This is a genomic window from Telluria sp. ZB4P34 (genome assembly GCF_059686055.1).
In genome coordinates, this window is sequence record NZ_JCASIF010000001.1 from 873,089 (window position 1) to 894,753 (window position 21,665).

26 protein-coding genes and 1 pseudogene are annotated in these 21,665 nt (G+C 65.5%); 12 read left to right on the forward strand and 15 right to left on the reverse strand.

The features are described from left to right. Window positions 1-27: 27 nt before the first annotated feature. Entirely contained in the window at window positions 28-417 is a 390-nt protein-coding gene (locus AC56KL_RS03880) for a hypothetical protein (protein WP_497178815.1), read from the reverse strand. A 112-nt stretch (window positions 418-529) separates the two neighbouring features. Here AC56KL_RS03880 and AC56KL_RS03885 point away from each other — a divergent pair. From AC56KL_RS03885 to AC56KL_RS03905, 5 genes and pseudogenes are all read left to right on the forward strand, one after another. Beyond that, window positions 530-682 (forward strand): annotated as a pseudogene (locus tag AC56KL_RS03885) (hypothetical protein); the annotation flags it as partial. Window positions 683-710: 28 nt separating this feature from the next. Beyond that, window positions 711-896 carry an STY0301 family protein gene (locus tag AC56KL_RS03890; protein ID WP_497178955.1) on the forward strand — a complete coding sequence of 62 codons (186 nt, stop codon included), beginning with the start codon at window positions 711-713 and terminating at the stop codon, window positions 894-896. Window positions 897-1,077: 181 nt separating this feature from the next. Continuing rightward, a complete protein-coding gene (locus tag AC56KL_RS03895) occupies window positions 1,078-2,118 on the forward strand; it encodes a hypothetical protein (RefSeq protein ID WP_497178816.1) in 1,041 nt (346 codons plus the stop codon). A 251-nt stretch (window positions 2,119-2,369) separates the two neighbouring features. Next, window positions 2,370-5,033, forward strand: a complete 2,664-nt coding sequence (gene mutS, locus AC56KL_RS03900) for a DNA mismatch repair protein MutS (protein WP_497178817.1) — start codon at window positions 2,370-2,372, stop codon at window positions 5,031-5,033. Further along, entirely contained in the window at window positions 5,033-6,004 is a 972-nt protein-coding gene (locus AC56KL_RS03905; RefSeq protein ID WP_497178818.1) for a hypothetical protein, read from the forward strand. Before mutS ends, AC56KL_RS03905 begins: the two co-directional genes overlap by 1 nt. A gap of 182 nt (window positions 6,005-6,186) precedes the next feature. Here the strand turns inward: AC56KL_RS03905 and AC56KL_RS03910 are convergent, their stop codons facing one another. Further along, entirely contained in the window at window positions 6,187-6,720 is a 534-nt protein-coding gene (locus AC56KL_RS03910; protein ID WP_497178819.1) for an FKBP-type peptidyl-prolyl cis-trans isomerase, read from the reverse strand. Window positions 6,721-6,797: 77 nt separating this feature from the next. On the opposite strand from AC56KL_RS03910, the gene AC56KL_RS03915 reads away from it, so the two are divergent. The 3 genes from AC56KL_RS03915 to AC56KL_RS03925 all read left to right on the forward strand — a co-directional run bounded on the left by AC56KL_RS03915 (window position 6,798) and on the right by AC56KL_RS03925 (window position 8,966). Continuing rightward, complete coding sequence (locus AC56KL_RS03915) at window positions 6,798-7,919, forward strand: JmjC domain-containing protein (RefSeq protein ID WP_497178820.1); 1,122 nt, start codon at window positions 6,798-6,800, stop codon at window positions 7,917-7,919. Between the two features lie 20 nt (window positions 7,920-7,939). Next, window positions 7,940-8,419 (forward strand): DUF7931 domain-containing protein, encoded by a 480-nt coding sequence (locus AC56KL_RS03920; RefSeq protein ID WP_497178821.1) that lies wholly within the window; start codon window positions 7,940-7,942, stop codon window positions 8,417-8,419. 268 nt (window positions 8,420-8,687) lie between these two features. Then, on the forward strand, window positions 8,688-8,966 hold the full coding sequence (locus tag AC56KL_RS03925; RefSeq protein WP_497178822.1) for a hypothetical protein: 279 nt from the start codon (window positions 8,688-8,690) through the stop codon (window positions 8,964-8,966). A 104-nt stretch (window positions 8,967-9,070) separates the two neighbouring features. Here the strand turns inward: AC56KL_RS03925 and AC56KL_RS03930 are convergent, their stop codons facing one another. The 11 genes from AC56KL_RS03930 to AC56KL_RS03980 form a co-directional block, all read right to left on the reverse strand. Further along, on the reverse strand, window positions 9,071-9,154 hold the full coding sequence (locus AC56KL_RS03930; RefSeq protein ID WP_497178956.1) for a PEP-CTERM sorting domain-containing protein: 84 nt from the start codon (window positions 9,152-9,154) through the stop codon (window positions 9,071-9,073). A gap of 315 nt (window positions 9,155-9,469) precedes the next feature. Continuing rightward, a complete protein-coding gene (gene bamC, locus AC56KL_RS03935; protein WP_497178823.1) occupies window positions 9,470-10,627 on the reverse strand; it encodes an NlpB/DapX family lipoprotein in 1,158 nt (385 codons plus the stop codon). Window positions 10,628-10,668: 41 nt separating this feature from the next. After that, window positions 10,669-11,550, reverse strand: coding sequence for a 4-hydroxy-tetrahydrodipicolinate synthase (dapA, locus tag AC56KL_RS03940; protein ID WP_497178824.1), 882 nt, complete (start codon window positions 11,548-11,550; stop codon window positions 10,669-10,671). A 57-nt stretch (window positions 11,551-11,607) separates the two neighbouring features. Then, window positions 11,608-12,183: a class I SAM-dependent methyltransferase gene (locus AC56KL_RS03945; RefSeq protein WP_497178825.1), complete on the reverse strand. Its 576-nt coding sequence runs from the start codon at window positions 12,181-12,183 to the stop codon at window positions 11,608-11,610. A gap of 9 nt (window positions 12,184-12,192) precedes the next feature. After that, window positions 12,193-12,849: a site-2 protease family protein gene (locus AC56KL_RS03950; RefSeq protein ID WP_497178826.1), complete on the reverse strand. Its 657-nt coding sequence runs from the start codon at window positions 12,847-12,849 to the stop codon at window positions 12,193-12,195. Between the two features lie 175 nt (window positions 12,850-13,024). Beyond that, window positions 13,025-13,648: an L-threonylcarbamoyladenylate synthase gene (locus tag AC56KL_RS03955; protein WP_497178827.1), complete on the reverse strand. Its 624-nt coding sequence runs from the start codon at window positions 13,646-13,648 to the stop codon at window positions 13,025-13,027. Between the two features lie 26 nt (window positions 13,649-13,674). Continuing rightward, window positions 13,675-14,550: a protease HtpX gene (gene htpX, locus AC56KL_RS03960; protein ID WP_497178828.1), complete on the reverse strand. Its 876-nt coding sequence runs from the start codon at window positions 14,548-14,550 to the stop codon at window positions 13,675-13,677. Window positions 14,551-14,677: 127 nt separating this feature from the next. Then, window positions 14,678-15,508, reverse strand: a complete 831-nt coding sequence (locus AC56KL_RS03965) for a 3',5'-nucleoside bisphosphate phosphatase (RefSeq protein ID WP_497178829.1) — start codon at window positions 15,506-15,508, stop codon at window positions 14,678-14,680. Between the two features lie 90 nt (window positions 15,509-15,598). Next, window positions 15,599-16,156 (reverse strand): FlgO family outer membrane protein, encoded by a 558-nt coding sequence (locus tag AC56KL_RS03970; protein WP_497178830.1) that lies wholly within the window; start codon window positions 16,154-16,156, stop codon window positions 15,599-15,601. 8 nt (window positions 16,157-16,164) lie between these two features. Continuing rightward, the gene (locus AC56KL_RS03975) at window positions 16,165-16,836 is read right to left on the reverse strand and encodes a hypothetical protein (protein WP_497178831.1); all 672 of its coding nucleotides are present in this window, start codon (window positions 16,834-16,836) and stop codon (window positions 16,165-16,167) included. Window positions 16,837-17,001: 165 nt separating this feature from the next. Then, window positions 17,002-17,910 (reverse strand): alpha/beta fold hydrolase, encoded by a 909-nt coding sequence (locus AC56KL_RS03980; RefSeq protein WP_497178832.1) that lies wholly within the window; start codon window positions 17,908-17,910, stop codon window positions 17,002-17,004. A gap of 163 nt (window positions 17,911-18,073) precedes the next feature. Here AC56KL_RS03980 and AC56KL_RS03985 point away from each other — a divergent pair, with 163 nt between their 5' ends. The 4 genes from AC56KL_RS03985 to AC56KL_RS04000 all read left to right on the forward strand — a co-directional run bounded on the left by AC56KL_RS03985 (window position 18,074) and on the right by AC56KL_RS04000 (window position 20,753). Beyond that, window positions 18,074-18,598 carry a gamma carbonic anhydrase family protein gene (locus AC56KL_RS03985; RefSeq protein ID WP_497178833.1) on the forward strand — a complete coding sequence of 175 codons (525 nt, stop codon included), beginning with the start codon at window positions 18,074-18,076 and terminating at the stop codon, window positions 18,596-18,598. Window positions 18,599-18,616: 18 nt separating this feature from the next. Then, window positions 18,617-19,567, forward strand: a complete 951-nt coding sequence (gene hslO, locus AC56KL_RS03990; protein ID WP_497178834.1) for an Hsp33 family molecular chaperone HslO — start codon at window positions 18,617-18,619, stop codon at window positions 19,565-19,567. 8 nt (window positions 19,568-19,575) lie between these two features. Continuing rightward, window positions 19,576-20,004 carry an acyl-CoA thioesterase gene (locus tag AC56KL_RS03995; protein WP_497178835.1) on the forward strand — a complete coding sequence of 143 codons (429 nt, stop codon included), beginning with the start codon at window positions 19,576-19,578 and terminating at the stop codon, window positions 20,002-20,004. Between the two features lie 242 nt (window positions 20,005-20,246). Continuing rightward, on the forward strand, window positions 20,247-20,753 hold the full coding sequence (locus AC56KL_RS04000) for a Dps family protein (protein WP_497178836.1): 507 nt from the start codon (window positions 20,247-20,249) through the stop codon (window positions 20,751-20,753). A gap of 239 nt (window positions 20,754-20,992) precedes the next feature. Here AC56KL_RS04000 and AC56KL_RS04005 read toward each other — a convergent pair whose 3' ends face one another. Together AC56KL_RS04005 and ftsB are read right to left on the reverse strand one after the other, a co-directional pair. Then, the gene (locus tag AC56KL_RS04005; protein WP_497178837.1) at window positions 20,993-21,256 is read right to left on the reverse strand and encodes a helix-turn-helix domain-containing protein; all 264 of its coding nucleotides are present in this window, start codon (window positions 21,254-21,256) and stop codon (window positions 20,993-20,995) included. 35 nt (window positions 21,257-21,291) lie between these two features. Next, window positions 21,292-21,630 carry a cell division protein FtsB gene (gene ftsB, locus AC56KL_RS04010; protein ID WP_497178838.1) on the reverse strand — a complete coding sequence of 113 codons (339 nt, stop codon included), beginning with the start codon at window positions 21,628-21,630 and terminating at the stop codon, window positions 21,292-21,294. Window positions 21,631-21,665: the final 35 nt, after the last annotated feature.

Genomic DNA, 21,665 nt, shown 5'->3' on the forward strand with positions numbered 1-21,665 from the left:
CACAGGCAATCCGGCGGCGGGACAGGGCTAGCGGCCCATGCCGGCCAGGGTGAGCAGCGCTACCGCCGACAAGCCCGCCCATCCAGGATGCCTGCCGCGCGTCCCGACGAGCACCAGCGCCGCGCTTATCATCAGCCCGGCGGCGATCCCTTTGGTGAGCACGGATCGCGCGAGGCCTGCATGGGCGGCATCCGCCAACCACCAGAGCGCCGTCGCAACGTACCACCCGAGGACGGTCACGATGTGCCAGCTCGCCCACACGATGCGTACGTGGGATTCGTGCAGGACGTGGCCGCCATTGACCGGGACGATGCCGCCCTTGCGCATCCGCCGGAAGATCAGCCGCTCTCCCAGCAGGGAGTGCACCAGGCCAATGAGGAACAGGAGCGACGCCGCGGCGGCGAAATAGGTATTCATGTGGTCCTGATACATGCCTGGATTGTCCGCGAGATATCAATCCGTGTCTTGAACGGAAACGACACGGCAGAATGATGAATCCTTCAACAGTACCGACCTGGTGCTCGCCCCAATGCTGGCGCGCGCTCAACAAGAAGCGTGCCCTCTTGTTCTGCCAGAGGGGGCCATCGAGGTAGCACGTCCGCCCGCTGCATCGGTCCAGGGCCCGAAGTCGCAGGTGTACCTGACCGGTGCTGGCGTGATGAGCGGGCCGCCGAGCGCGACGGGCTACCTGGTGCCATCCAGCGAAGAAGATCAAAGGCAGGTCCGTGACCACGTTCGAATTCCGGGCGGGCGAGGAGAAATGGGGCTGGTGCGAGTGCGGGACACTCGCAACGCCCATCGCGAAGCGGATGGGTGACGCCGCAACGAGGTGCGAGCTGACGACGAAGGAGGAGCGCCGCGGCGTCTATAGCGAGGTGAAGGTCACCTGCAAATAGGAACGCCCTGGTCGCTGAAGCTGCCTGCGCCTTCCACTCAAGGCTGCAGCCGGTCGCCGCTATGCGCGGCTGCCGGGCGATCGGAATCCGGTTCACCAGGACGGCTGGAGCACCCGGCTCTTACCTCGGTAGCATTCTCCCAGGAAGATTGCGATGCTAAAATTTTCTTAGGAGAATACCAATGAAAAGCATGCATTTGATTGCCGTCGCCGCCCTGCTGGCCTGTACCAGCCTTCAGGCCGGCGCCGAACCCGCAGCCGACATCCGTCCGGTCGAGGTGCGCTTCGCCAAATCCCCTTACGCCGATTACATGTTCTATCTGCTGTACCGGCATGGCGACGACCATAAGGCCAGCCTGGAAGCGGCTGTGCCACTCGAAGGGAGCGGGCTTCCCGTCCTGATCGCGCTGCCCCACCTGGCGGTCGAAGCGCGCAGCTATGCCGATGTCATCGCCCTGATGGAACCCTATCGAACGGCCCAGCGTCGTGTCGAGCGCATGCCGGCGGCCCCGGGCGAGGAGCGGCCCCATTACCGCATCCTGTCACATGCCGACGAGCTTCCCCGTTTTAGCGAGCTGGACCGGCTCGTCCGCGCGGGCGAGGCGGGCTTTCCGGCATTCGAGCGGGTATGGAAGAAAGAGATCGCTCCCCGCGAGGACGCGCAGATCGGCGTCTGGAAGCAGCAGGATGCCGACTGCAAGCCCGTCGAAAAACTGCAGCAACTGGCGCGCATTCGCTTTCCGCACGCGTCATTGACGATCGGCTCCGTGGCGCTGCACCTGTCGGGCAGTGCGAATACCGATCCCGCCAGCATTACTTCGGGCGTCTGGAAGAAACCCAACCTGCCTTGGACGATCGGGCATGAAGGAACACATCTGCTGGTGGACGAATATGCCGGGGCCCGCTGGAAAGAGCGTCCACGCGCCAACGGGGTGATCGCACAAGTCGTCGGCGCCGGCGGACAGGCTGCCGACATCGAAGAGGCGCTGTCGCTGCTGATGCAGGTGAAACTGGCGCAAGCCTGTGGCACGACCGCCGCGGACTACAGCCTGGCAGCGGAGATGCGAAACGACGGCAAGCCGAAATACCGGATCCTCGTCGGCCTCGAGCGCGATTGGCCAGCCTATCTGGCCAACCGACAGATGGATCTGGTCGACTTCATGCTCACCAGCGCAAGCCGCAGCATGGCGCAGCCTGCACAGGCATCGCCGCCAGCGCAATAACGCCGAATGCATGCCGAATCCACCTTGAATATCTGAGGCAGGCCGGGACCCGGCCTGCCGCCCCTGCAGCCTGGCGCCGGCCAGGCGCCTCGCAGCTTCGCCGGGCGAGCGCGACTCTTCCTTCCCTCTCTGCTTTGGAGACAATGCAACGCGCTGCGCTTGGATTGTCCTTTTTGCCTCGCCTCAGCAAGCGATCGCGGTAGAATGACGGTCCAGGCCAGCACCCGCCTTGCCGTACCGAATCACGAGAAATGAACGCTCCCAACGAAATCAACGCCGCCGCCCTCAAGACCGGCGCGACGGAAAAAGTCACTCCCATGATGCAGCAATACCTGCGCATCAAGGCCGATTACCCCACCATGCTGGTGTTCTACCGCATGGGCGATTTCTACGAGCTGTTCCACGACGACGCGGAAAAGGCGGCGCGCCTGCTCGGCATCACCTTGACCGCGCGCGGCAGCTCGAACGGCCAGCCGATCAAGATGTGCGGCGTGCCCTTTCACTCCCTGGACGGCTACCTGGCCAAGCTGGTGAGGATCGGCGAATCCTGCGCCATCTGCGAGCAGATCGGCGACCCGGCCCTGTCCAAGGGCCCGGTCGAACGCAAGGTGGTGCGCGTGGTCACGCCGGGCACGCTCACCGACAGCGACCTGCTGCCTGAAAAGGCCGACCGCCCGCTGCTCGCCATGTGCATGCTGAGCCAGCGCAAGACCGTCACCGTCGGCCTGGCCTGGCTGTCGCTGGCCAGCGGCGTGCTGCGCCTGATGGAATTCTCGGGAGACGGGCGCGCCGTCGAATCGCGCCTGGCGCATGAACTCGAACGCATCGCGCCGGCCGAGATCCTGCGCGCAGACTGCGCCGACCTGTTCGAGTCCGAGCCGGTGGCGCACACCAATCGCGTGCCCGAGTGGCACTTCGACGTCCTCAAGGGCCACGGCGCGCTGCTGGAACAGCTGGGCGTGACCACCCTCACCGGCTTCGGCGCCGACGGCATGGGCGCCGCCTTCGGCGCCGCCGGCGCGCTGCTGCGCTACGCCCAGTCGACCCAGGGACGCTCGCTGGGACACGTGAAGAGCCTGGCCTGCGAAACGGAAAACGAATACATCGGCCTGGACGCCGCCACGCGCCGCAACCTCGAGCTCACCGAGACCATCCGCGGCCAGGAATCGCCTACCCTGTTCTCGCTGCTGGACGGCTGCCGCACCGCGATGGGATCGCGCATGCTGCGCCACTGGCTGCACCATGCGCGCCGCAACCAGCGCGTGGCCCGCTCGCGCCATGAGGCGATCGAAGCGCTGGCCCAGGCCGACGCCACGGGAGGATTGTCGAGCACCCTGGCCAAGGTGCCGGACATCGAACGCATCACCACGCGCATTGCCCTGCTGTCGGCGCGCCCGCGCGACCTGTCCTGCCTGCGCGACGGCCTCAAGCAACTCCCTGCCTTGCGTGAACAGGTGGCGCGCTGCTTCATCCCGGGCGACACCTGCCTGCTGCGCGAAATCCACGACCTGCTGGCGCCGCCCGCAGCCTGCCTCGACCTGCTCAGCCGCGCGATCATGGACGAGCCGAGCGTGATGGTGCGTGACGGCGGCGTGTTCGCGCGCGGTTTCGATGCCGAGCTGGACGAGTTGCGCGCGCTGTCCGAGAACGCCGGCCAGTTCCTGGTCGACCTGGAGACGCGCGAGCGCGCCCGCACCGGCATCGCCAACCTGCGCGTCGAGTACAACCGCGTGCACGGCTTCTACATCGAAGTCACCAACGGCCAGGCCGACAAGGTGCCGGAAGACTACCGCCGCCGCCAGACCCTCAAGAACTGCGAGCGCTACATCACGCCGGAATTGAAGGCCTTCGAAGACAAGGCGCTGTCGGCCCAGGACCGCGCGCTGGCGCGCGAGAAGATGCTGTACGACCAGCTGCTGGGCGACCTGGCGCCCTTCATCGGCTGCCTGCAGTCGGTCGCCGGCGGCCTGGCGCAGCTCGACACGCTGGTGGCCCTCACCAGCCACGCGGTGCGCAACAACTGGTGCGCGCCGCAGCTGGTGGACGAGCCCTGCCTCGCCATCGTCGAAGGCCGCCACCCGGTGGTGGAGAACCAGATCGAGCGCTTCATCGCCAACGATTGCGCCCTGTCGAACGATCGCCGCATGCTCCTGATCACCGGCCCCAACATGGGCGGCAAGTCGACCTTCATGCGCCAGGTGGCCTTGATCACCCTGCTGGCCTATGTGGGCAGCTATGTGCCCGCCACCCAAGCAGTCATCGGGCCGATCGACCGCATCTTCACCCGCATCGGCGCCAGCGACGACCTGGCCAACGGGCGCTCGACCTTCATGGTCGAGATGACCGAATCAGCCGCCATCCTCAACGGCGCCACCGAACAGTCGCTGGTGCTGATGGACGAAGTGGGCCGCGGCACCTCGACGTTCGATGGCCTGGCGCTGGCCTGGGCCATTGCGCGCCACCTGATCGAGAGCAGCCGCAGCTTCACGCTGTTCGCGACCCACTATTTCGAACTGACCCAGCTGCCCGAGAACCACCCGAGCGCGGTCAATGTGCACCTGTCGGCGGTCGAGCACAAGGACAGCATCGTGTTCCTGCACGCCGTGCAGGACGGCCCGGCTTCGCAGAGCTATGGCCTGCAGGTGGCCCAGCTTGCGGGCGTGCCCCCGGCCGTGATCCGCGCCGCGCGCAAGCACCTGACGCGCCTCGAGTCGCAGGCCCTGGATACCACGCCGCAGCTCGACCTGTTCGCCGCGCCCTGCGAAGAGGCTGAGGACATCGAGCAGGCGCCGGCGGCGACCGGCACTGTCCCGTCCGACGTGCTGCAGCAAGCGCTGGCTGCGATCGATCCGGACGCCCTGAGCCCGCGCGAAGCGCTGGAGCGGCTCTACGAGCTGAAACGGCTCACTGCCTGATGCCGGCGCGCCGTTCCTTCCTACTTGTTGCGCTGCTTGCGGCCGCCGTCATCGCGGCGCCTGGTGTCGCGCGCGACAGGAAGAAGGCAACGGAAGTCGTCAAGGATCCAGATACCCACCATGTCGCTATCGTGGGGCACCGTGCAGCCGAAGGCGGCGAGGACGCCCTGAAGGAGCTGCTGCAGGAAGCGAAGGACGAGGAACTCGCCTTCCTGGTCGTCACCGGCGTCAAGGGGCTCGAGGAAGCCTGCGGCGACCGCGTCTACCAGAAGCGGCGCGCCCTGTTCGACAAGGCGAAGACGCCGGTGATCCTGTCGCTCGCGGGAGCCGACTGGACCGGCTGCCGCAACTCGGCGGGCCGGACGAATGCGATCGAACGCCTGAACCGGCTGCGCGAACTGTTCTATGGCGAGCCGGAGTCGCTCGGCAGGAACAAGCTGCCGCTCACGCGCCTGTCGAGCAGTCCGCGCTTTCGCAGCTATGCGGAGAACGCCCACTGGCAGGTCGGCAAGGTGCTGTACGCCACCATCAACCTGCCCGCAGCCAACAACCACTACCTGCCGGCGGCGGGACGCAACAGCGAGTACGAAGACCGGGCGGTGGCCAACCGCTTCTGGCTGAACCGCCTGTTCGCGATCGCCAGGCAGGACAAGGTGGATGCGGTGGTGCTTTTCGCGGAAGGGAATATGCAGCCGCTGCTGCAGCCGGCCAACGGCCTGCGCGCCCTGCTGCAGCGCACGCCTACGGGTCACGACGGCTTCGCCGACACGCGGCGCCAGGTACAGCAGCGCGCGGCCCGCTTCAAGGGGCAGGTGCTGGTGGTGGACAGCGCGGGGCTGCCCAAGGATGCGCGGCCGGCGATCACGTGGCGCGGCAACCTGGGGCACTTGTCCGTCGGGGCGCACGCGGTGGAGCTGCGGGTGGCGGGCAAGGGGGAGAACGTGTTCAGCTTGGGTGAGGCCTTGCGCTAGCAGCTGCACCCCATAGTCGGGCTGCGTTGCAGGGTGGTCTAGTGGAATGGACCACGCTGCGCCGACCCCGCGCTCAACTCGCGGATGCGCCGTGGCGGCTCACGAGATAGCTGAACGCGCGGTCGGCGTAGCCGACCACCCTACCCGCGGCGCCGAATGACCGCGGGGCCGTGCAATCGACATTACAGCGGCTTGCTACGGAAATGATCACCTTCGTCGCTGTCGTCAATCTCTTCATGGTGGTGACCATGCGCGCCATGCACGTGGCCATGGGCGATTTCTTCGGGCGAAGCTTCGCGCACGTCGATCACCGACAGGTCGAAACGCAGGGCCATGCCGGCCAGCGGGTGGTTGCCGTCCAGGACCACCTTGTCGTCCGCGATGTCGGTGACGGTGAAGATGGTCGGCTCGTCGTCCACGCCTTCGGCCACGCCTTCGAACTGCATGCCGACTTCGAGCGGCTCGGGCAGGCGCTTGCGGTCTTCGACCTTTACCAGCTCCGGATCGTAGTCGCCGAAGGCGTCTTCCGGTTCCACCTGGATCGTCGAAGAATAGCCGGCTTCCTTGCCATCGAGCTCTTCTTCGATCTTCGGCAGAGTGTTCTCGTAGCCGCCGTGAAGGTACACCATCGGCTGGGAACCCTCTTCGATCAGGTTGTTCTGGGCGTCCGACAGTTTGTAGTTGACCGACACGACCGTATTCTTGGCAATCTTCATCACAGATCCTTTCGTAGTAAGCCCCGGATTATAAACCCACCCGCTTAGCTTACCTGGTAGGCTGGTTATAATGGCGCATGAAAAAATTACAGCTTCTCGGGAATATTACTCCCGCCCAGTTCCTGCGCGATTACTGGCACAAGAAACCCCTGCTGATCCGCCAGGCCATCCCCGGTTTCAAGCCGCTCCTGAAGTTCGAGAAACTGGCTGAGCTGGCCCGCCAGAACTACGTCGAATCGCGCCTCGTCACCCTGCGCGACGGCCAGTGGGACATGCAGATTGGCCCGCTCGCCGAACTGCCGGCGCGCAGCGAACGCGAATGGACCATGCTGGTCCAGGGCGTCAACCTGGTCGACGAGCGGGCCGACGAGCTGCTGCGCCAGTTCCGCTTCGTGCCGGATGCACGCCTGGACGACCTGATGGTGAGCTACGCCAGCGACGGCGGCGGCGTCGGTCCGCACTTCGATTCCTACGACGTGTTCCTGCTGCAGGCGCAGGGCAAGCGCCGCTGGCGCATCAGCGCCCAGCAGGACCTGGACCTGGTCGACGGCCTGCCGCTCAAGATCCTCGCCAACTTCGCAGCCGAGGAAGAATTCGTGCTGGAGCCGGGCGACATGCTCTACCTGCCGCCCCACTACGCCCACGACGGCGTCGCCGAAGGCGAATGCATGACCTATTCGGTCGGTTTCCGCTCGCCTTCGTTCCAGGAGCTGGGCGAAGCCTTCCTGCAGTTCATGGCCGACTCGATCGACCTGCCCGGGCGCTATGCCGACCCGCACCTGGAGCTGGCGAAGAACCCGGCCGAGATCCCGCGCGAGATGCTGTCGACCATCACGGAAGAGCTCAACAAGGTGCGCTGGGACGAGGAAGACGTCACCATCTTCCTGGGCGAACACCTGTCCGAGCCGAAGCACAACGTGTTCTTTACCGGACCGGCCAAGCCGCTGACGATGGGCCGCTTCATGGAGACGGCCGCCAGGAAAGGGCTGAAGCTGTCGAGCAAGACCCTGATGCTCTACCGCGGCAAGAACGTGTTCATCAATGGCGAGTCCTTCGCCGTGGGACGCGCCGACAAGGCCGTGCTGGACGTGCTGGCCAATGAGCGCCGCCTCAAGGGAGCGCTGCTGGCCGGCGCTACCGACGACGTGCTGGAAGCGCTGTATACCTGGTACCAGGACGGCTGGGTCGAACTGGCCTGAGCAGACCGGCGGGAGGGGCCATGCAGGAGCCGACGACGATACGTTTCGATACCCGGACCGAATTCGACGCCCAGCTGCGCGCCTGCCTGGGCGCGGCCCGTACCCGCCTCGACCTGTTCGATCCGGACTTTGCAAGCTTTCCGCTCGGCGCCGTCGATGTCGAGACGATGTTGCGCGCGTTCTTCCAGCGCGGCGGCGAGCTGCGCCTGGCGATGCACTCGCCGGCCCACATCGAACGCCACGCCCCGCGCTTCCTGCGTTTGCTGCGGGACTACAAGCATCTGCTCAGCTGCCGCAACACGCCAAAAGGCTTGCGCCACCTGACGGATTCGTTCTGTATTGCCGATGAGCTGCATGTCGTGCGGCGCTTTCACAGTGCGCACATGCGGGGCGAGGCCAGCTTTTCCGTCGAGGGAGCTGCGGACCTGCCGCGCCGACGCTTCGAAGCGATATGGGAAGAAACTTTTCCTGTTTTTCAGTCAACCGGGACAGCTTGCTGAGCGTTATACGGGGGTTACCGGCATCCGGCGTGCTCGTCGTTGCATCTTGTAACAAGATGAAGCTTATTAAACCGCAAATTACTTTCGCTAGAGCATGAGTTCGCTATTGCGATTCAGTAAATTTGGCTATAATATCGGGTCAGGAAGGTTCCGTTGCCTAACTGGCAGTATTGCTTTCACTGAAAGCACGAGAATTCCTCTGAGCAATAATTACCGGTAATTATTATTCAAACAAGCAGTACTTACTTTTGAAATATTAAGGAAAATCATGAAAAAATCCCTGCTGATCGTTTCCCTGATGGCTGTCGCTCTGGCTGCTTGCAAGAAAGAAGAAGCTGCTCCGGCCGCTCCTGCTGCTGTTGAAGCACCTGCTGCTGCAACCACCGACGCTGCTGCAACCACCCCAGTCGCTACCGACGCAGCCGCTACCCCGGCCGCTCCTGCTGACGCTGCTGCCGCTGCTACCGACGCTGCTGCTACCGCTACCGACGCTGCTGCCAACGCCAACCAGGCTGCTGGCGCTGCTACCGAAGCTGCTAAGAAGTAATCAGCTTCTGCTGATCCAGAACCGGCCTGCGGGCCGGTTTTTTTTCGTCCGCGATTCATGCGCCACGGACGATCCCGCTGCGGGAATGACGCCCGTCTAGCTCGTCATGCAAGCGGCATGCGGCGGCGTGCGATTCCGTCTGCCGCCAGCCCAAGCGCCATCAATCCCAGCGAAGCCGGCTCCGGCACGTCGCCCGCTGCCGAAGATGTAGAAAACGCCCTCAGCTCGCCTATTTTGCCAGTTGAGCCCGACCTGGCGGTAACTATAGGCGCTCAGATCCCAGCGATGCCGTCGGCAAGGCAAAGTCAGACTGCGCATTCCCCGCGTAGTTGTTCATGCTGAGGTCGATCGTGCCCAGCACGCTGTTTCCAAAGAAGCCGTAGGAGTCGCTGGAACCAGACGGATTCACGCTGCGCTTCAGGCATGGCTGCCAATGGGCGCCAAAAGCAAAACGGCCCACTCGGATACCGAGCGGGCCGTCCAGTATGGAACCGCGATGCCGATTACTTCAGTTCGTCGGTCAGCAGCTTGAGGATCTTCGCCCCGGTTTCACCCGTATCCGTCTTGCCGTCGTTGGTCTGCACGCTCACCTGGCTGGTCGAGGCGCCCTGCTCCGCCTTGACGATCACGCGGTAGCGCTGTGCTTCCTTGGCCTTGTCTTCGGCGCTGCCGAAGGTGAGCAGCTTCTTCAGGAAGCCTTCCTTGTTGGCCGCATCCGGGTCGACGTAACGGACGAAGTACACGCCCTGCACGCGGTCGCGGTCTTCCACGGTGAAGCCGACGCGGTCCAGCGCCAGGCCGACGCGGCGCCATGCGCGATCGTAGCCTTCGTTCAGCTCCACCACGTTGCCGACCAGCTTGGCCTGCTGCGGCGCCACCGGCGCGCTCGCGACCATGGTCTCGGCCTGCTTGGTTTCCTTGCTGCCGGTAAGCTGCGCCACCAGGCGGCCCAGGAACTGCGATTCCAGGCCCGGATCGTTCGGACGCACGGTCCAGATCGTGGTTTCCTTCTGCGCGCCCTGCAGCACCTCTTCGGCGCCGCGGTGGCTGATGAAGACTTCGGTCGAGCCGTCCGGCAGGCGTTCCAGGCGGGTGCGGAACTTGTCGCGCTCGCCGGTGGAGTAGGCGCTGTCGAACACCCGGCCGATCGAGCGGCGGATGAAGTCCTGCGGGATCTTCGAGCGGTTCTCGACCCAGTTGGTTTCCATGGTGCCGGTCGTGACCGATTCGGTCTCGATCGCGAAGCCCTGGTTTTCCCAGAACTGGCGCAGTTGCGGCCACAGCTGCTCCGGAGTCTGCTTGACCACCAGCCAGCGCTGGTCGCCGTTGCGCTGGATGCTCACGGCCTCGGTCGAGACCGGGCCGATCGTTTCCATCGAGCCCGAGCCCGTCATTGGCGCCACGCCCGGCTGGCCGGCGCGCTGCTGCTGGAAGCCGGATGCCGTGGCCACGCCCTTGCCCTCGGGGATGGCGTAGCGGTTGTCGCGCTGCAGTGCGGTCAGGTCGGGCGGGACTTCCAGGTTGGCCGCGCGCTTGGCGCCGCGGTAGTCAACCTTGTCCGATTCGAAGATGGTGGTGCAGGCCGAGACGCTCAGCGCGATCGCGCTCAGCGTCAGCACGCGCGCGGCGGCGGCAGGAGTCTTGTTGGTGCGGTTAGTCATGGCTTTCGCTATCAGGTACTGGGAACCGGAACCTTGCGGGTTCAGGCAGAAAGGAGGCCCGCCTGGGCCAGTGCGTCACGCACGGTATCGTGGAAGGACGAGCCCAGCGGCGCCAGCGGCAGGCGCAGGCCGGACGGGATCTTGCCCATCTCGGCCAGCGCCCACTTGACCGGCACCGGATTCGGCTCGACGAACAATTTCGCGTGCAGGTCGAGCACGCGGTTGTTGATCTCGACCGCGCGCGCCACGTCGCGCGCCATCGCGGCCGCGCACAGCTCGTGCATCGCGCGCGGCGCCACGTTGGCGGTCACCGAGATGTTGCCGGCAGCGCCGCAGAACATCAGGGCCATCGCCGTGGGATCGTCGCCCGAATACACGGCGAAGGACTGGTCGACCATGCGCAGCAGCTCGATGCCGCGGCCGACATTGCCGGTGGCGTCCTTGATGCCGACGATGTTATCGACCTGCGCCAGGCGCGCGACGGTCTCGTTGCTCATGTCGGCCACGGTGCGGCCCGGCACGTTATACAGGATCACTGGCAGATCGACCGCTTCCGCGATCGCCTTGAAGTGGCGGAACATGCCTTCCTGGGTCGGGCGATTGTAGTACGGCACGACTTGCAGGGTAGCGTCGGCGCCGACCTGCTTGGCGTGAACCGTGAGCGCGATGGCTTCCGCGGTCGAGTTCGCGCCCGCGCCGGCGATCACCGGGATGCGGCCGGCCACATGGTCCACCGCAATCTTGATCAGTTCGGCGTGCTCCTCGGGAGAGACGGTGGCCGATTCGCCCGTGGTGCCGACGATGACGATGCCGTCGGTGCCCTCCGCGATGTGCCAGTCGAGCAGCTTGCGCAGGGAATCGCGGTCAAGACTGCCGTCCTCGAACATCGGGGTGACGATTGCTACGATGCTGCCCTTAATCATATGCGTTGACGGTGCCGGAAAGTAAATAAAAGTCTGATTGTAGCGGATCGCCCGCCTCTATGGTTCATTCGCGTCCACATAATGGTCGAGCTTTGCCTCGGTTTTGGCAAAGCCCGGGCCAGCCGCGCACAGGCGCTGCACCTGTGCCGGATGCGGCCGGTCGACGTGGCCGTCCTCGTAGGCCAGCACCTGTAGCCCGCCCGCGCGCGCCAGGCCGAGCAATTCTTCGGGCCCTAGCAGGAAGTCGGGATTGGATGGTTTGCCGTAGATCTGGTTTCCCTGCGCGAAGGTTTCGTAGATCAGGAGCCCGTCCGGGCGCAGGCTGGCGGCCAGCTGCGGGAACAGCGGGCGGTGCAGGTAGTTGGTGACGACGATCAGCGCAAAGCGCCCGGGCGCGAAAGGCCAGGCGGCATCCGCGGCTTCGAGGTCGTGCTGCAGCGTGAGCACGTTCGGACCTGCCAGCGGCGCCAGGAGTTCCGGGTTGCGGTCCAGCGCCACTACCGGCATGCCGCGCGCCGCCAGCAGGCGGGTGTGGCGGCCGCTGCCGCAGGCCAGGTCGAGCGCTTCGCCGGAGGCGGCCAGGGGCGCGAAGCGCGCGACCCAGGGCGAGACCGGCAGGTTCGGCATGTTCATGTCGGCAGATCAGGTGAGCAGAATCGTCAGCGGCGAGGCAATCAGCTGCAGCAGCACGCGGCCCAGCTGCATGACGGGCATCACCCAGAACGCCAGCACGTTCAGGAAAATCAGCGCCAGCACGATGAAGAAGCCGTACGGCTCGATGCGCGAGAACTGGTAGGCCAGTCGGGTCGGCAGCATGCTCGTGACCACGCGGCCGCCATCGAGCGGCGGGATCGGCAGCAGGTTAAAGGCGAACATCAGGAGGTTGGCGAACAGGCCGGCCTGCGCCACCTTGTGCGGGAATTCCTCGTTCACGCCGAACGAGACCAGCAACACGGCAAAGACCAGCCACATGAAGGCCATGATGAAGTTGGCGCCCGGGCCGGCCAGCGCCACCCAGGCCATGTCGCGCTTGGGATTGCGCAGGCGGCTGAAGTCCACGGGAACCGGCTTGGCGTAGCCGAACACGAAGCCGCTGGTCAGGTACAGCACGATCGGGATCACGATGGTGCCGAGGATGTCGACGTGCACCAGCGGATTGAGCGTCATGCGCCCGGCGGCATAGGCGGTGTTGTCGCCGAAATAGCGGGCGACGTAGGCGTGGGCGGCTTCGTGCAGGGTGATCGCAAAAAGAACGGGGAGCGCGTAGACGGCGATGTTGCGTATGAGTTCTGGATCCATGGGGGGATTCTATCAGGTCCGGGGTAGCCGGCAGTTAAGCAGGCCTGAAGACGTAGGGTGTTCGGCTATGCCGAACGCGCGTTCAAGCAGACGATGAATACACGCTCATCAGCCATTCTCCCTCTGTCTGAACGCGCGGTCGGCGGAGCCGACCACCCTACGCGAACAACATCGATCACAGGCCGAATGCGGCCGGATCCCCCCTGCCTTCGCGCACCAGTTCCGGCGCCGGACCGGTCAGGTCGATCACCGTGGTCGGCTCGAGCGTGCCGGCGCCGCCGTCGATCACCAGTTCGATCTGCTTGCCGAGGCGCTCCAGCACTTCGTCGGGATCGGACAGCATGTGCTCGTCCCCCGGCAGCTGCAGCGTGGTGCCGATCAGCGGTTCGCCCAGCTCCTCGATCAGGGCCAGCAGGATGTGGTTTTCGGGAACCCTCAGGCCGATGGTCTTGCGCGACGGGTGCGACAGGCGGCGCGGCACTTCGCGGGTGGCCTCGAGGATCACGGTGTAGGGCCCCGGCGTGGTCGCCTTGAGCAGCCGGTACTGCGTGTTGTCGACGCGGGCGAAGTGGGCGATTTCGGACAGGTCGCGCACCAGCAGGGTCAGGTGGTGTTTGTCGTCGACGCCGCGGATCCGGCGCAGCTTCTCGACCGCGCCCTTGTCGTCTAGCCGGCACACCAGCGCGTAGGCCGAATCGGTCGGCGCGGCCACGATCCCGCCCGAGCGGATGATCTGGGCAGCCTGCTTGAGCAGCCGCGGCTGCGGGTTGTCGGGATGGATCTGGAAGTATTGGGCCATCGGGGTGCCATTTCCTTATGTGGTGGTTAGCGCAGCGCCTGCAGCGCGGCGATGCGCTGCTCCATCGGCGGGTGGGTCGAGAACAGCGCGCCCCAGCCGCCGCCGCTGCCCGAGATGCCGGATGCGGCCATCGACGAAGGCAGCGCGCCGGGCGCCAGGCCGCCGAGGCGGGCCAGCGCATGCTGCATCGGTACCGGGGTGCCCATCAGCCTGGCGGCGCCGGCGTCGGCGCGGAATTCGCGCTTGCGCGAGAACCAGGCCACGATGATCGAGGCCAGGATGCCGAACGCGATCTCGCACACGAACACCGTGATCATGTAGCCGATGCCGGGCCCGCGGCCTTCGCTGCGAAACAGCATCTTGTCGACGAAAAAGCCGACCACGCGCGCCAGGAACACGACGAAGGTATTCACCACGCCCTGGATCAGGGTGAGCGTGACCATGTCGCCATTGGCGATGTGGGCGACCTCGTGGCCGAGCACGGCCTCGACCTCGTCCTGGTCCATGTTGGCCAGCAGGCCCGTGGACACGGCCACCAGGGCCGAATTCTTGAAGGCGCCGGTGGCGAAGGCGTTCGGCTCGCCCTCGTAGACCGCCACTTCCGGCATGCCGATGCCGGCGCGCTCGGAGAGCTTGCGCACGGTGTCGACCAGCCAGCGCTCGGTGCCGTTGGCGGGTGTCTCGATCACGCGCGCGCCAGTCGACCACTTGGCCATCGGCTTGCTCATCAGGAGCGAGATGAAGGAACCGGTGAAGCCGACCACCAGCGAGAACACGGCCAGCGCCTGGATGTCGATCCCCTGTCCCGAGACGGCGCGTCCCACGCCGAGCAGGTTGAGCACCAGCGACACCACCAGCACGACGGCAAGGTTAGTGGCAAGGAACAGGACGATGCGTTTCATGGACGGAGCCTCCGGGCAGCAGGATGATGTCAGGCTGCCAAGATTGGGCTGCAAAACGGGAAATTCAAGGGCTCGGCCATAGGACGGGAGCCCGCGAAGCCCCGTTTCCGGGGCTTCGCGGTTGCCCTCAGAACCAGTCGTGCCAGACCGGCTTGAGCCCGCCAGGGAGCGGCGGCAGCTCGGCGAACTCGACGCGCGCCTCGCCCGGCGCGTGGAAATCGGTGCCGCGCGACGCGAGGAAACCGTAGCGCCGCGCCACTTCGGCATAGCCCAGGTACTGGTCCGGCGTATGGCTGCCCGTCACGACCTCGATGGCGTTGCCGCCGAGCTGGCGAAACTCGTCGAACAGCGCGCCTTCGGCCGTGTCGCTGAAGGGGTAGCGTCCCGGATGCGCGATCACGGGAATGCCGCCCGCGCCGCGGATCCAGCCGACCGCCTGCTCGAGCGTCGCCCAGCGGTGCGGGACATAGCCGGGCTTGCCTTCGGTCAGGTATTTGCGGAACACCTCGGCCGGCGTGCCGCAGATGCCGAGCTCGACCAGGTAGCGTGCGAAGTGGGTGCGCGACATCAGGTCCGGGTTGCCGACATAACGCAGCGCGCCGTCGTAGGCGTCCGGGATGCCGGCGCTTGCCAGCTGGGCGGCGATGTCGCGGGCACGCGCCTCGCGGCCGTTGCGGGTGGCCGCCAGTCCTGCGATCAGGGCTTGGTTGTCCTCGTCGACCTGCAGGCCGACGATGTGCACGGTTTCATTGGCCCAGGTGACGGAAATCTCGACGCCGGCCACGAAGCGCATGCCGAGTTCGCCGGCCGCCTGGCGCGCGCCCTTGATGCCGCCGATCTCGTCATGGTCGGTCAGCGCCCACACGTCGACACCGCCCGCTCTCGCATAGGCGGCGACGGCGCCGGGTGCGAGCACGCCGTCGGAGACGTTGGAATGGCAGTGGAGATCGACTTTCATGGTACGGCAGACACAATGGCGATGGAGCGGAACATTGTACGCGTCAATCGCCTGCCGTGCCGCCGGCACGCTCCGCCTGGGCTGGAGAGATCAGTGGGACTGCAGCATCGAACGCACGGTGCCCTCTTTTGCCAGCACGTAGTCGTGGCCGGCAAGCACCAGGTTGGTGGTCGGCTGGATCACCTTGACGTTGATGAACACGGCGTCTCGGGTTTCGGCATACGAGCCCACCACGACGGCCTGGGCGTTGTGCGTGTGGGCGACGTCGCCGATCTCGCGCGTGAGCATGAGTTCGCCCTGCCCGCGCTTGAGGTAGACGCTGTTACGCAGCTTCATTTCCAGCATTTTCATGCCGCCCTGGGCCAGGCGGGTCGAGAGCTGCTCGGAGACCAGGCGGCCCAGCATCGACGTGTGTTCCAGCGCATCGATGTTGACGATGGTCGCCATGATGAGCGGCTTCTCGCCATCCAGCTTGCCGCGCAGCTGCAGCGCCAGCGCGTCCGCGGCGCGGTAGTTGGCGGCAACGAACGCATTGGCCGACACCGAGGTGTAGTTGGTGTCTTCCTGCGGCTGCGTGGAGCAGCCGGCGAGCAGCGGCGGCAGGGCCAGCAGGGCAGACAGGACGACAGGAAGGGTTGGGAATCGCATGGCGGGATTCAATGGTTGCGGACCGCGAAGGTCTTGGTCGGCTGGTGGGCGGCGTCGTACAGGGCGCGGTCGCTGTCGAGCGTGTAGTACACGGCGGTCGAGCGCGCGTAGTAGCGGCTGTCGTCGGCCAGCGACAGGTTGACGATGATTTCCGTCTTCGGCGTGGCGCCGGTGGCGAACTGGGAACGGAACCAGGCATAGGCGTCCTGGCCGACGATGGCGGCGCTGGCCAGGAATTCGATGCTGCGGTCGATGCCGGTCAGCGCCCAGGCGCCTGCGACCAGCGTCGTGCGCTCGCCGGCGAATTTGTACTGGGGCCGATTGGGCGAAAAGGCGAGCACCTGGGTGTCGAGCTCGATGCGCAGCGTGTTCGCGTCCGGCACTTTCACGACGGTGTAGCCGTCGTGGACGAGGGCCGTGACCAGGTGCGCACTGACACCCTTGGCAAAGGCGCTCGACTGCTGCGCGCTCACGTACAGCGGGCGGCGCGCGTTGACCTTCAGCGAGGGGCCGAGCTGGCCCGCCATATGGCGCGCGATGACGCCCCAGTGGGCGGCAGCCTGCAGCTTGGCCTGCTGGGTGCTCGGGAAGTTGGTGGCTAGCGGGGCCGGGCTGTAGGGAACGGTGCAGCCTGCCGCCAGGAGGGCGCCGCAGAGCGCGAGGGCGGCTCGAAATCGCATGGGTGTCCTGTCAGTTCATCGATCGCGCCCGATGGCGCGGTTCGGAATGGGACTGTAGCACAGGCGTTTCTTGACGGCAATTAGTGGGATGCCGGGTGAGGACCGCCTGCAACGGTAGCGCGGCGCTATGAACCTGGGCCAGGGCCTGCGCCCAATTTCCCACGCTTAGCCCGGTACCTCACCGCCCGTCAGGAAGGCCTCGATCATCCCCGCCAACAAGGCCGGCTGGTCATGGTGCAGCATATGCCCCGCCCCCGGCATCATGCGCGCCGTCACATCCGCCAGGTGCGCGCGCCGGCGGTCGATCTCCGCCCGCGCCTGCTCTTTCGGTCCCATCCAGCGCCACATATCCGTCTCCTCGGCCTCGACCCACAGCACCGGCGCCGTGACCTGCGTCCAGCAGGCCAGCACTTCGTCCGCGTGGTACAGCAGCGGACCGGTCATCTTGTGCGCCGGATCGCCCAAAATGCGCCACTGGCCATCCGGATCCTGCGCCGACCAGTGCTCCGCCAGGAAGGCGGCGCGCTCGCCAGGGAGGCGCGGGTTGGTCTTCTGCAGGCGCGCCGCCACCTCGCCGAGGCTCGCGTAGCCACGCATCCCGGGCTTGGCGCGCAGTTCATCCAGCCATTTGGCGAAGCGGCCCGGCGCCTGCGAGGGCCGGCTTGCCGGCAGGCCGAAACCTTCCAGATTAATCAACTTTGCAATGCGCTGCGGCCGGACACCCGCATACAGGCTGGCGATGTTGCCGCCCATGCTGTGGCCCAGCAGGTTGACGCGGGGCGCGCCAGCCGCTTCGCCCGGCGCGTAATGGTCGAGCACGGCTTCCAGGTCGGCCAGGTAGTCCGGGAACCAGTAGGTGTCCGAATGCGAGCGCTCGCTCAACCCGAAACCGCGCCAGTCGAAGGCGATCACGTGCCAGTCGCCCCTTAGCGCGTCGACCACGAACTGGAACGAGGCCGACACGTCCATCCAGCCGTGCTGCATGAAGATTTTCGGCGCGCCTTCGCGGCCCCAATGGCGGACGTGGGTGCGCAGGCCGCGCACGGTGAGGAATTCGGAACGGGATGGATGCATGCTGGCTCAATCAAGAATCGGTCAAAAAAGTACGACCGTTCGCATTATAGCCGTATGCTTGATATTCCGCAGGGCGGCCCCATTTTCTAGCGACCGGACGCTGCTCGCCGCAGGGTTTACAATAGCGGCATTTCAATCAACCTCGGCTTCTGCGAGCACATCCATGGCGATTTACCAGCTGGGCGAGATTGCGCCCGACATCGACGCGTCGGCTTTCGTGGCCGATTCGGCAACCCTGATCGGCAAGGTCACGCTCGAAGCCAACGCCTCGGTGTGGTACGGCGCGACGCTGCGCGGCGACAACGAACGCATCACCATCGGCGAGAACAGCAATGTGCAGGAAGGCACGGTGATGCATACCGACATGGGCTTCCCCCTTACGCTGGGCAAGAACGTGACCGTCGGCCACCAGGCCATGCTGCATGGCTGTACGGTGGGCGACGGTTCGCTGATCGGCATCCAGGCGGTGATCCTGAACGGCGCCCGGATTGGCAAGGGTTGCCTGGTGGGCGCCGGCGCGCTGGTGACTGAAGGCAAGGAGTTCCCGGACGGTTCGCTGATTCTCGGTTCGCCTGCCAAGCTCGTACGCACCCTGACGGAAGACGACCTGCTGCGCCTCCAGGCCAGCGCCGCGAGCTACGTGGCGCGCGGCCAGCTGTTCAAGGCGCAGCTCAAGAAAATTGGATAAAGAATGACGACTGAAGCGATGAGCGCAACCCGCGATACCCTGCAAAAATTCATCTTCGACAACGCGGCCGTGCGCGGCGAGCTGATCGAGATTTCCGACACCTGGCGCGAGATCCAGGCCCGGCACGCCTACCCGAAGGCGGTCCGCGCCGCGCTCGGCGAGATGGTGGCGGCCAGCGCCCTGCTCTCGGCCAACCTGAAGTTCAACGGCGCCATCGTGATGCAGATCTTCGGCGACGGACCGGTGCGCCTGCTGGTGGTCGAATGCGACGCCCAGCTGCGCATCCGCGCGACCGCGAAACTGGCGCCGGACGCCGAGCTGGCCGACGACGCGACGCTGACCCAGATGTTCAACGTCGGGGGCAAGGGACGCTTCGTGATCACGCTCGACCCGGCCGACAAGCTGCCGGGCCAGCAGCCCTACCAGGGCGTGGTTCCCTTGACGGGCGAGGACATGGCGACCGTCATCGAGAACTACATGCTGCGTTCCGAGCAGATGGACACCCGCCTGTGGCTGGCCGCCGACGACCAGGTCTCGCGCGGCCTGCTGCTGCAGAAGCTGCCGCGCCACAGCGGCAAGGACGACCAGCAGAAGCAGGCCTCGGAAGCGGAAGACCTGGAAACCTGGAACCGCGCCGTGATGCTGGGCCAGACCCTCAAGCGCGAGGAGCTCCTGGCGACGGGCATCGAGACCCTGCTCAAGCGCCTGTTCTGGGAAGAGACGATCCGCGTGTTCGATCCGCAGCACCCGCAGTTCCATTGCAGCTGCACGCGCGAGAAGGTCGGCAACATGCTCAAGATGCTGGGCCAGCAGGAGGTCGAATCGGCCCTGGCCGACCTGGGCGAGCTGGGCATCAACTGCGACTTCTGCGGCAAGCACTACGCCTTCGACAAGGTGGACTGCGCCCAGCTGTTCGCCGTCGACACCCCAGTGGAGACAATGATGCCGGCCAGCGGGTCGATCAACTAAGGTCGGCAATGAAAAACCTGCCCCGTAGCGCGTTCCCCCATTTCCTCGTGATTCCCACGCGCTGGATGGACAACGACAGCTACGGGCACGTCAACAACGTCAACTACTACAGCTTCTTCGACACCGCGGTCAACCGCTACCTGATCGCCAGGGGCGTGCTGGACATCCACCAGGACACGACGGTCGGCCTGGTGGTGGAGACGGGCTGCTCCTACTTCAGTCCGATCTCCTTCCCGGACACGGTGCATGCCGGCGTACGGGTGGCGAAGCTGGGCAATTCCAGCGTGCGCTACGAGATCGCGCTGTACCGCAACGACGAGGCCCTGCCCTCGGCCGCCGGGCACTTCGTGCACGTCTATGTGGACCGCACGACCAAGCGCCCGACCCCGGTTCCCCCGGCGACGCGCGCCGTTCTCGAAGCGCTGCTGGCTCCCTGAGCCAGGGCTTCGGCTCCGCGAATGCGTAGATCGCCAGCGCTTTCGTCGTCGCAGCGCTTCCCTGGCAAGTGCTCCCGGCATCGTAAAGACGGGCAGCACGGCAAGGTGCACACATGCTCACCGCCCCGTGTTTGAACCGGAACACTCAAAACGCGCATTTTTTTCAGGGGTGCTAAGCTGATGCATGTTTGACAGTGTTGTCATTTCCTTACGAACACTGCATTAACCTCAGGAGAAAAACGATGCACATGGATACTGGAATCAGCACCGAAGACCGCGCCAAGATCGTCGAGTCCTTGTCGACCGTCTTGGGCGATGCTTTCATGCTTTACCTGAAGACCCACAATTTCCACTGGAACGTGACGGGGCCGATGTTCTCGACCCTGCACGTGATGTTCGAAGAGCAGTACACCGAGCAGTGGAACGCGCTGGACGAGATCGCCGAGCGCATCCGCGCCCTCGGCCACTTCGCGCCTGCGACCTCGCAGCGCTACGTGCAACTGTCGAGCATCAAGGAAGAGCCGGACGTCCTGTCGGCCAAGGAAATGATCCGCCAGCTGGTCGAAGGCAACGAGATCCTGGTGCGCACCATGCGCGAAGGCGTGAAGGTGGCCGACGACCTGGACGACTTCCCCACCGCCGACATGCTGACCACCCGCATGGAAGTGCATGAAAAGAACGCCTGGATGCTGCGCTCCTTCCTGGAACAGGGCGCAGGCTCGACGCAGGGCGAAGCGTCGTCTGACTGATGAACGCATAGCGGCTCCACATCGACAAACGCGCCGGAAGGCGTCATGGTGTTCAGTGAGACGATCGTAGGGTGCACGGCTTCGCCGTGCACGCGTTCAGACAGTGCGTGAAACGCATGTGCTGCATCCATTCTGATGGACGTTGAACACGCGGACGGCGAAGCCGTCCACCCTAGAAAAGCTTGATTGAACGGCATGGCGCCGGAAGGCGCGTTTTTGATGTTCGGGGACCGGGCGGATCAGCCCCGTCCACCCGACTGGTGCAGGTCAACGACCTTCATGATTTCGAGGGTGAGGTCGAGGTTGAACTCGTCCGCCAGCAGGGCGGCCTGCAGGTCCTCGCGCGGCATGCCGACGGCGGCGGCCAGCGCCGCCAGGCCGGGCGCCTGCGCAACCGCCTGCATCGCGGCGCCGATCGTCGCGCCGTCGCCGTCCTCGAAGGCCTCGGCCAGGAAGTCGGCGATCGCATCGAGTGAATCGAGAGATGGGTGTGCTTGGGACATGCTGTTCGAGGCCGGTGTGGGAGCGTCAGGCGCGCTCAACGTTTCTTTTCCTTCGGGGCCGGCGGGGGCGGCGGCACGGTCATCGAGACCGCGGGCTGCTCGTCCTTGCGCAAGACCTGCACGAAGATTTCATTTTGCTTGATCATGCCCAGCTCGTAGCGGGCGCGCTCCTCGATGGCCCCCAGGCCTTCACGCAGGTCGCGCACTTCCGAGTCGAGCTTGGCGTTGCGCGCCTCCAGCACTTCGGTGCGGGAACGGGTCTTCTCGACCTGGTCGCGCATGTCGGCGACGTTCAGCCAGCCGCCCTTCCCCAGCCACAGGGGGTACTGGATCAGGAGCAGCAGGACGGCAAGCGCGATGGTAATGAGTCGCATGATCGTACGGTGTGCCAAATGGCGGGCCGGACGCC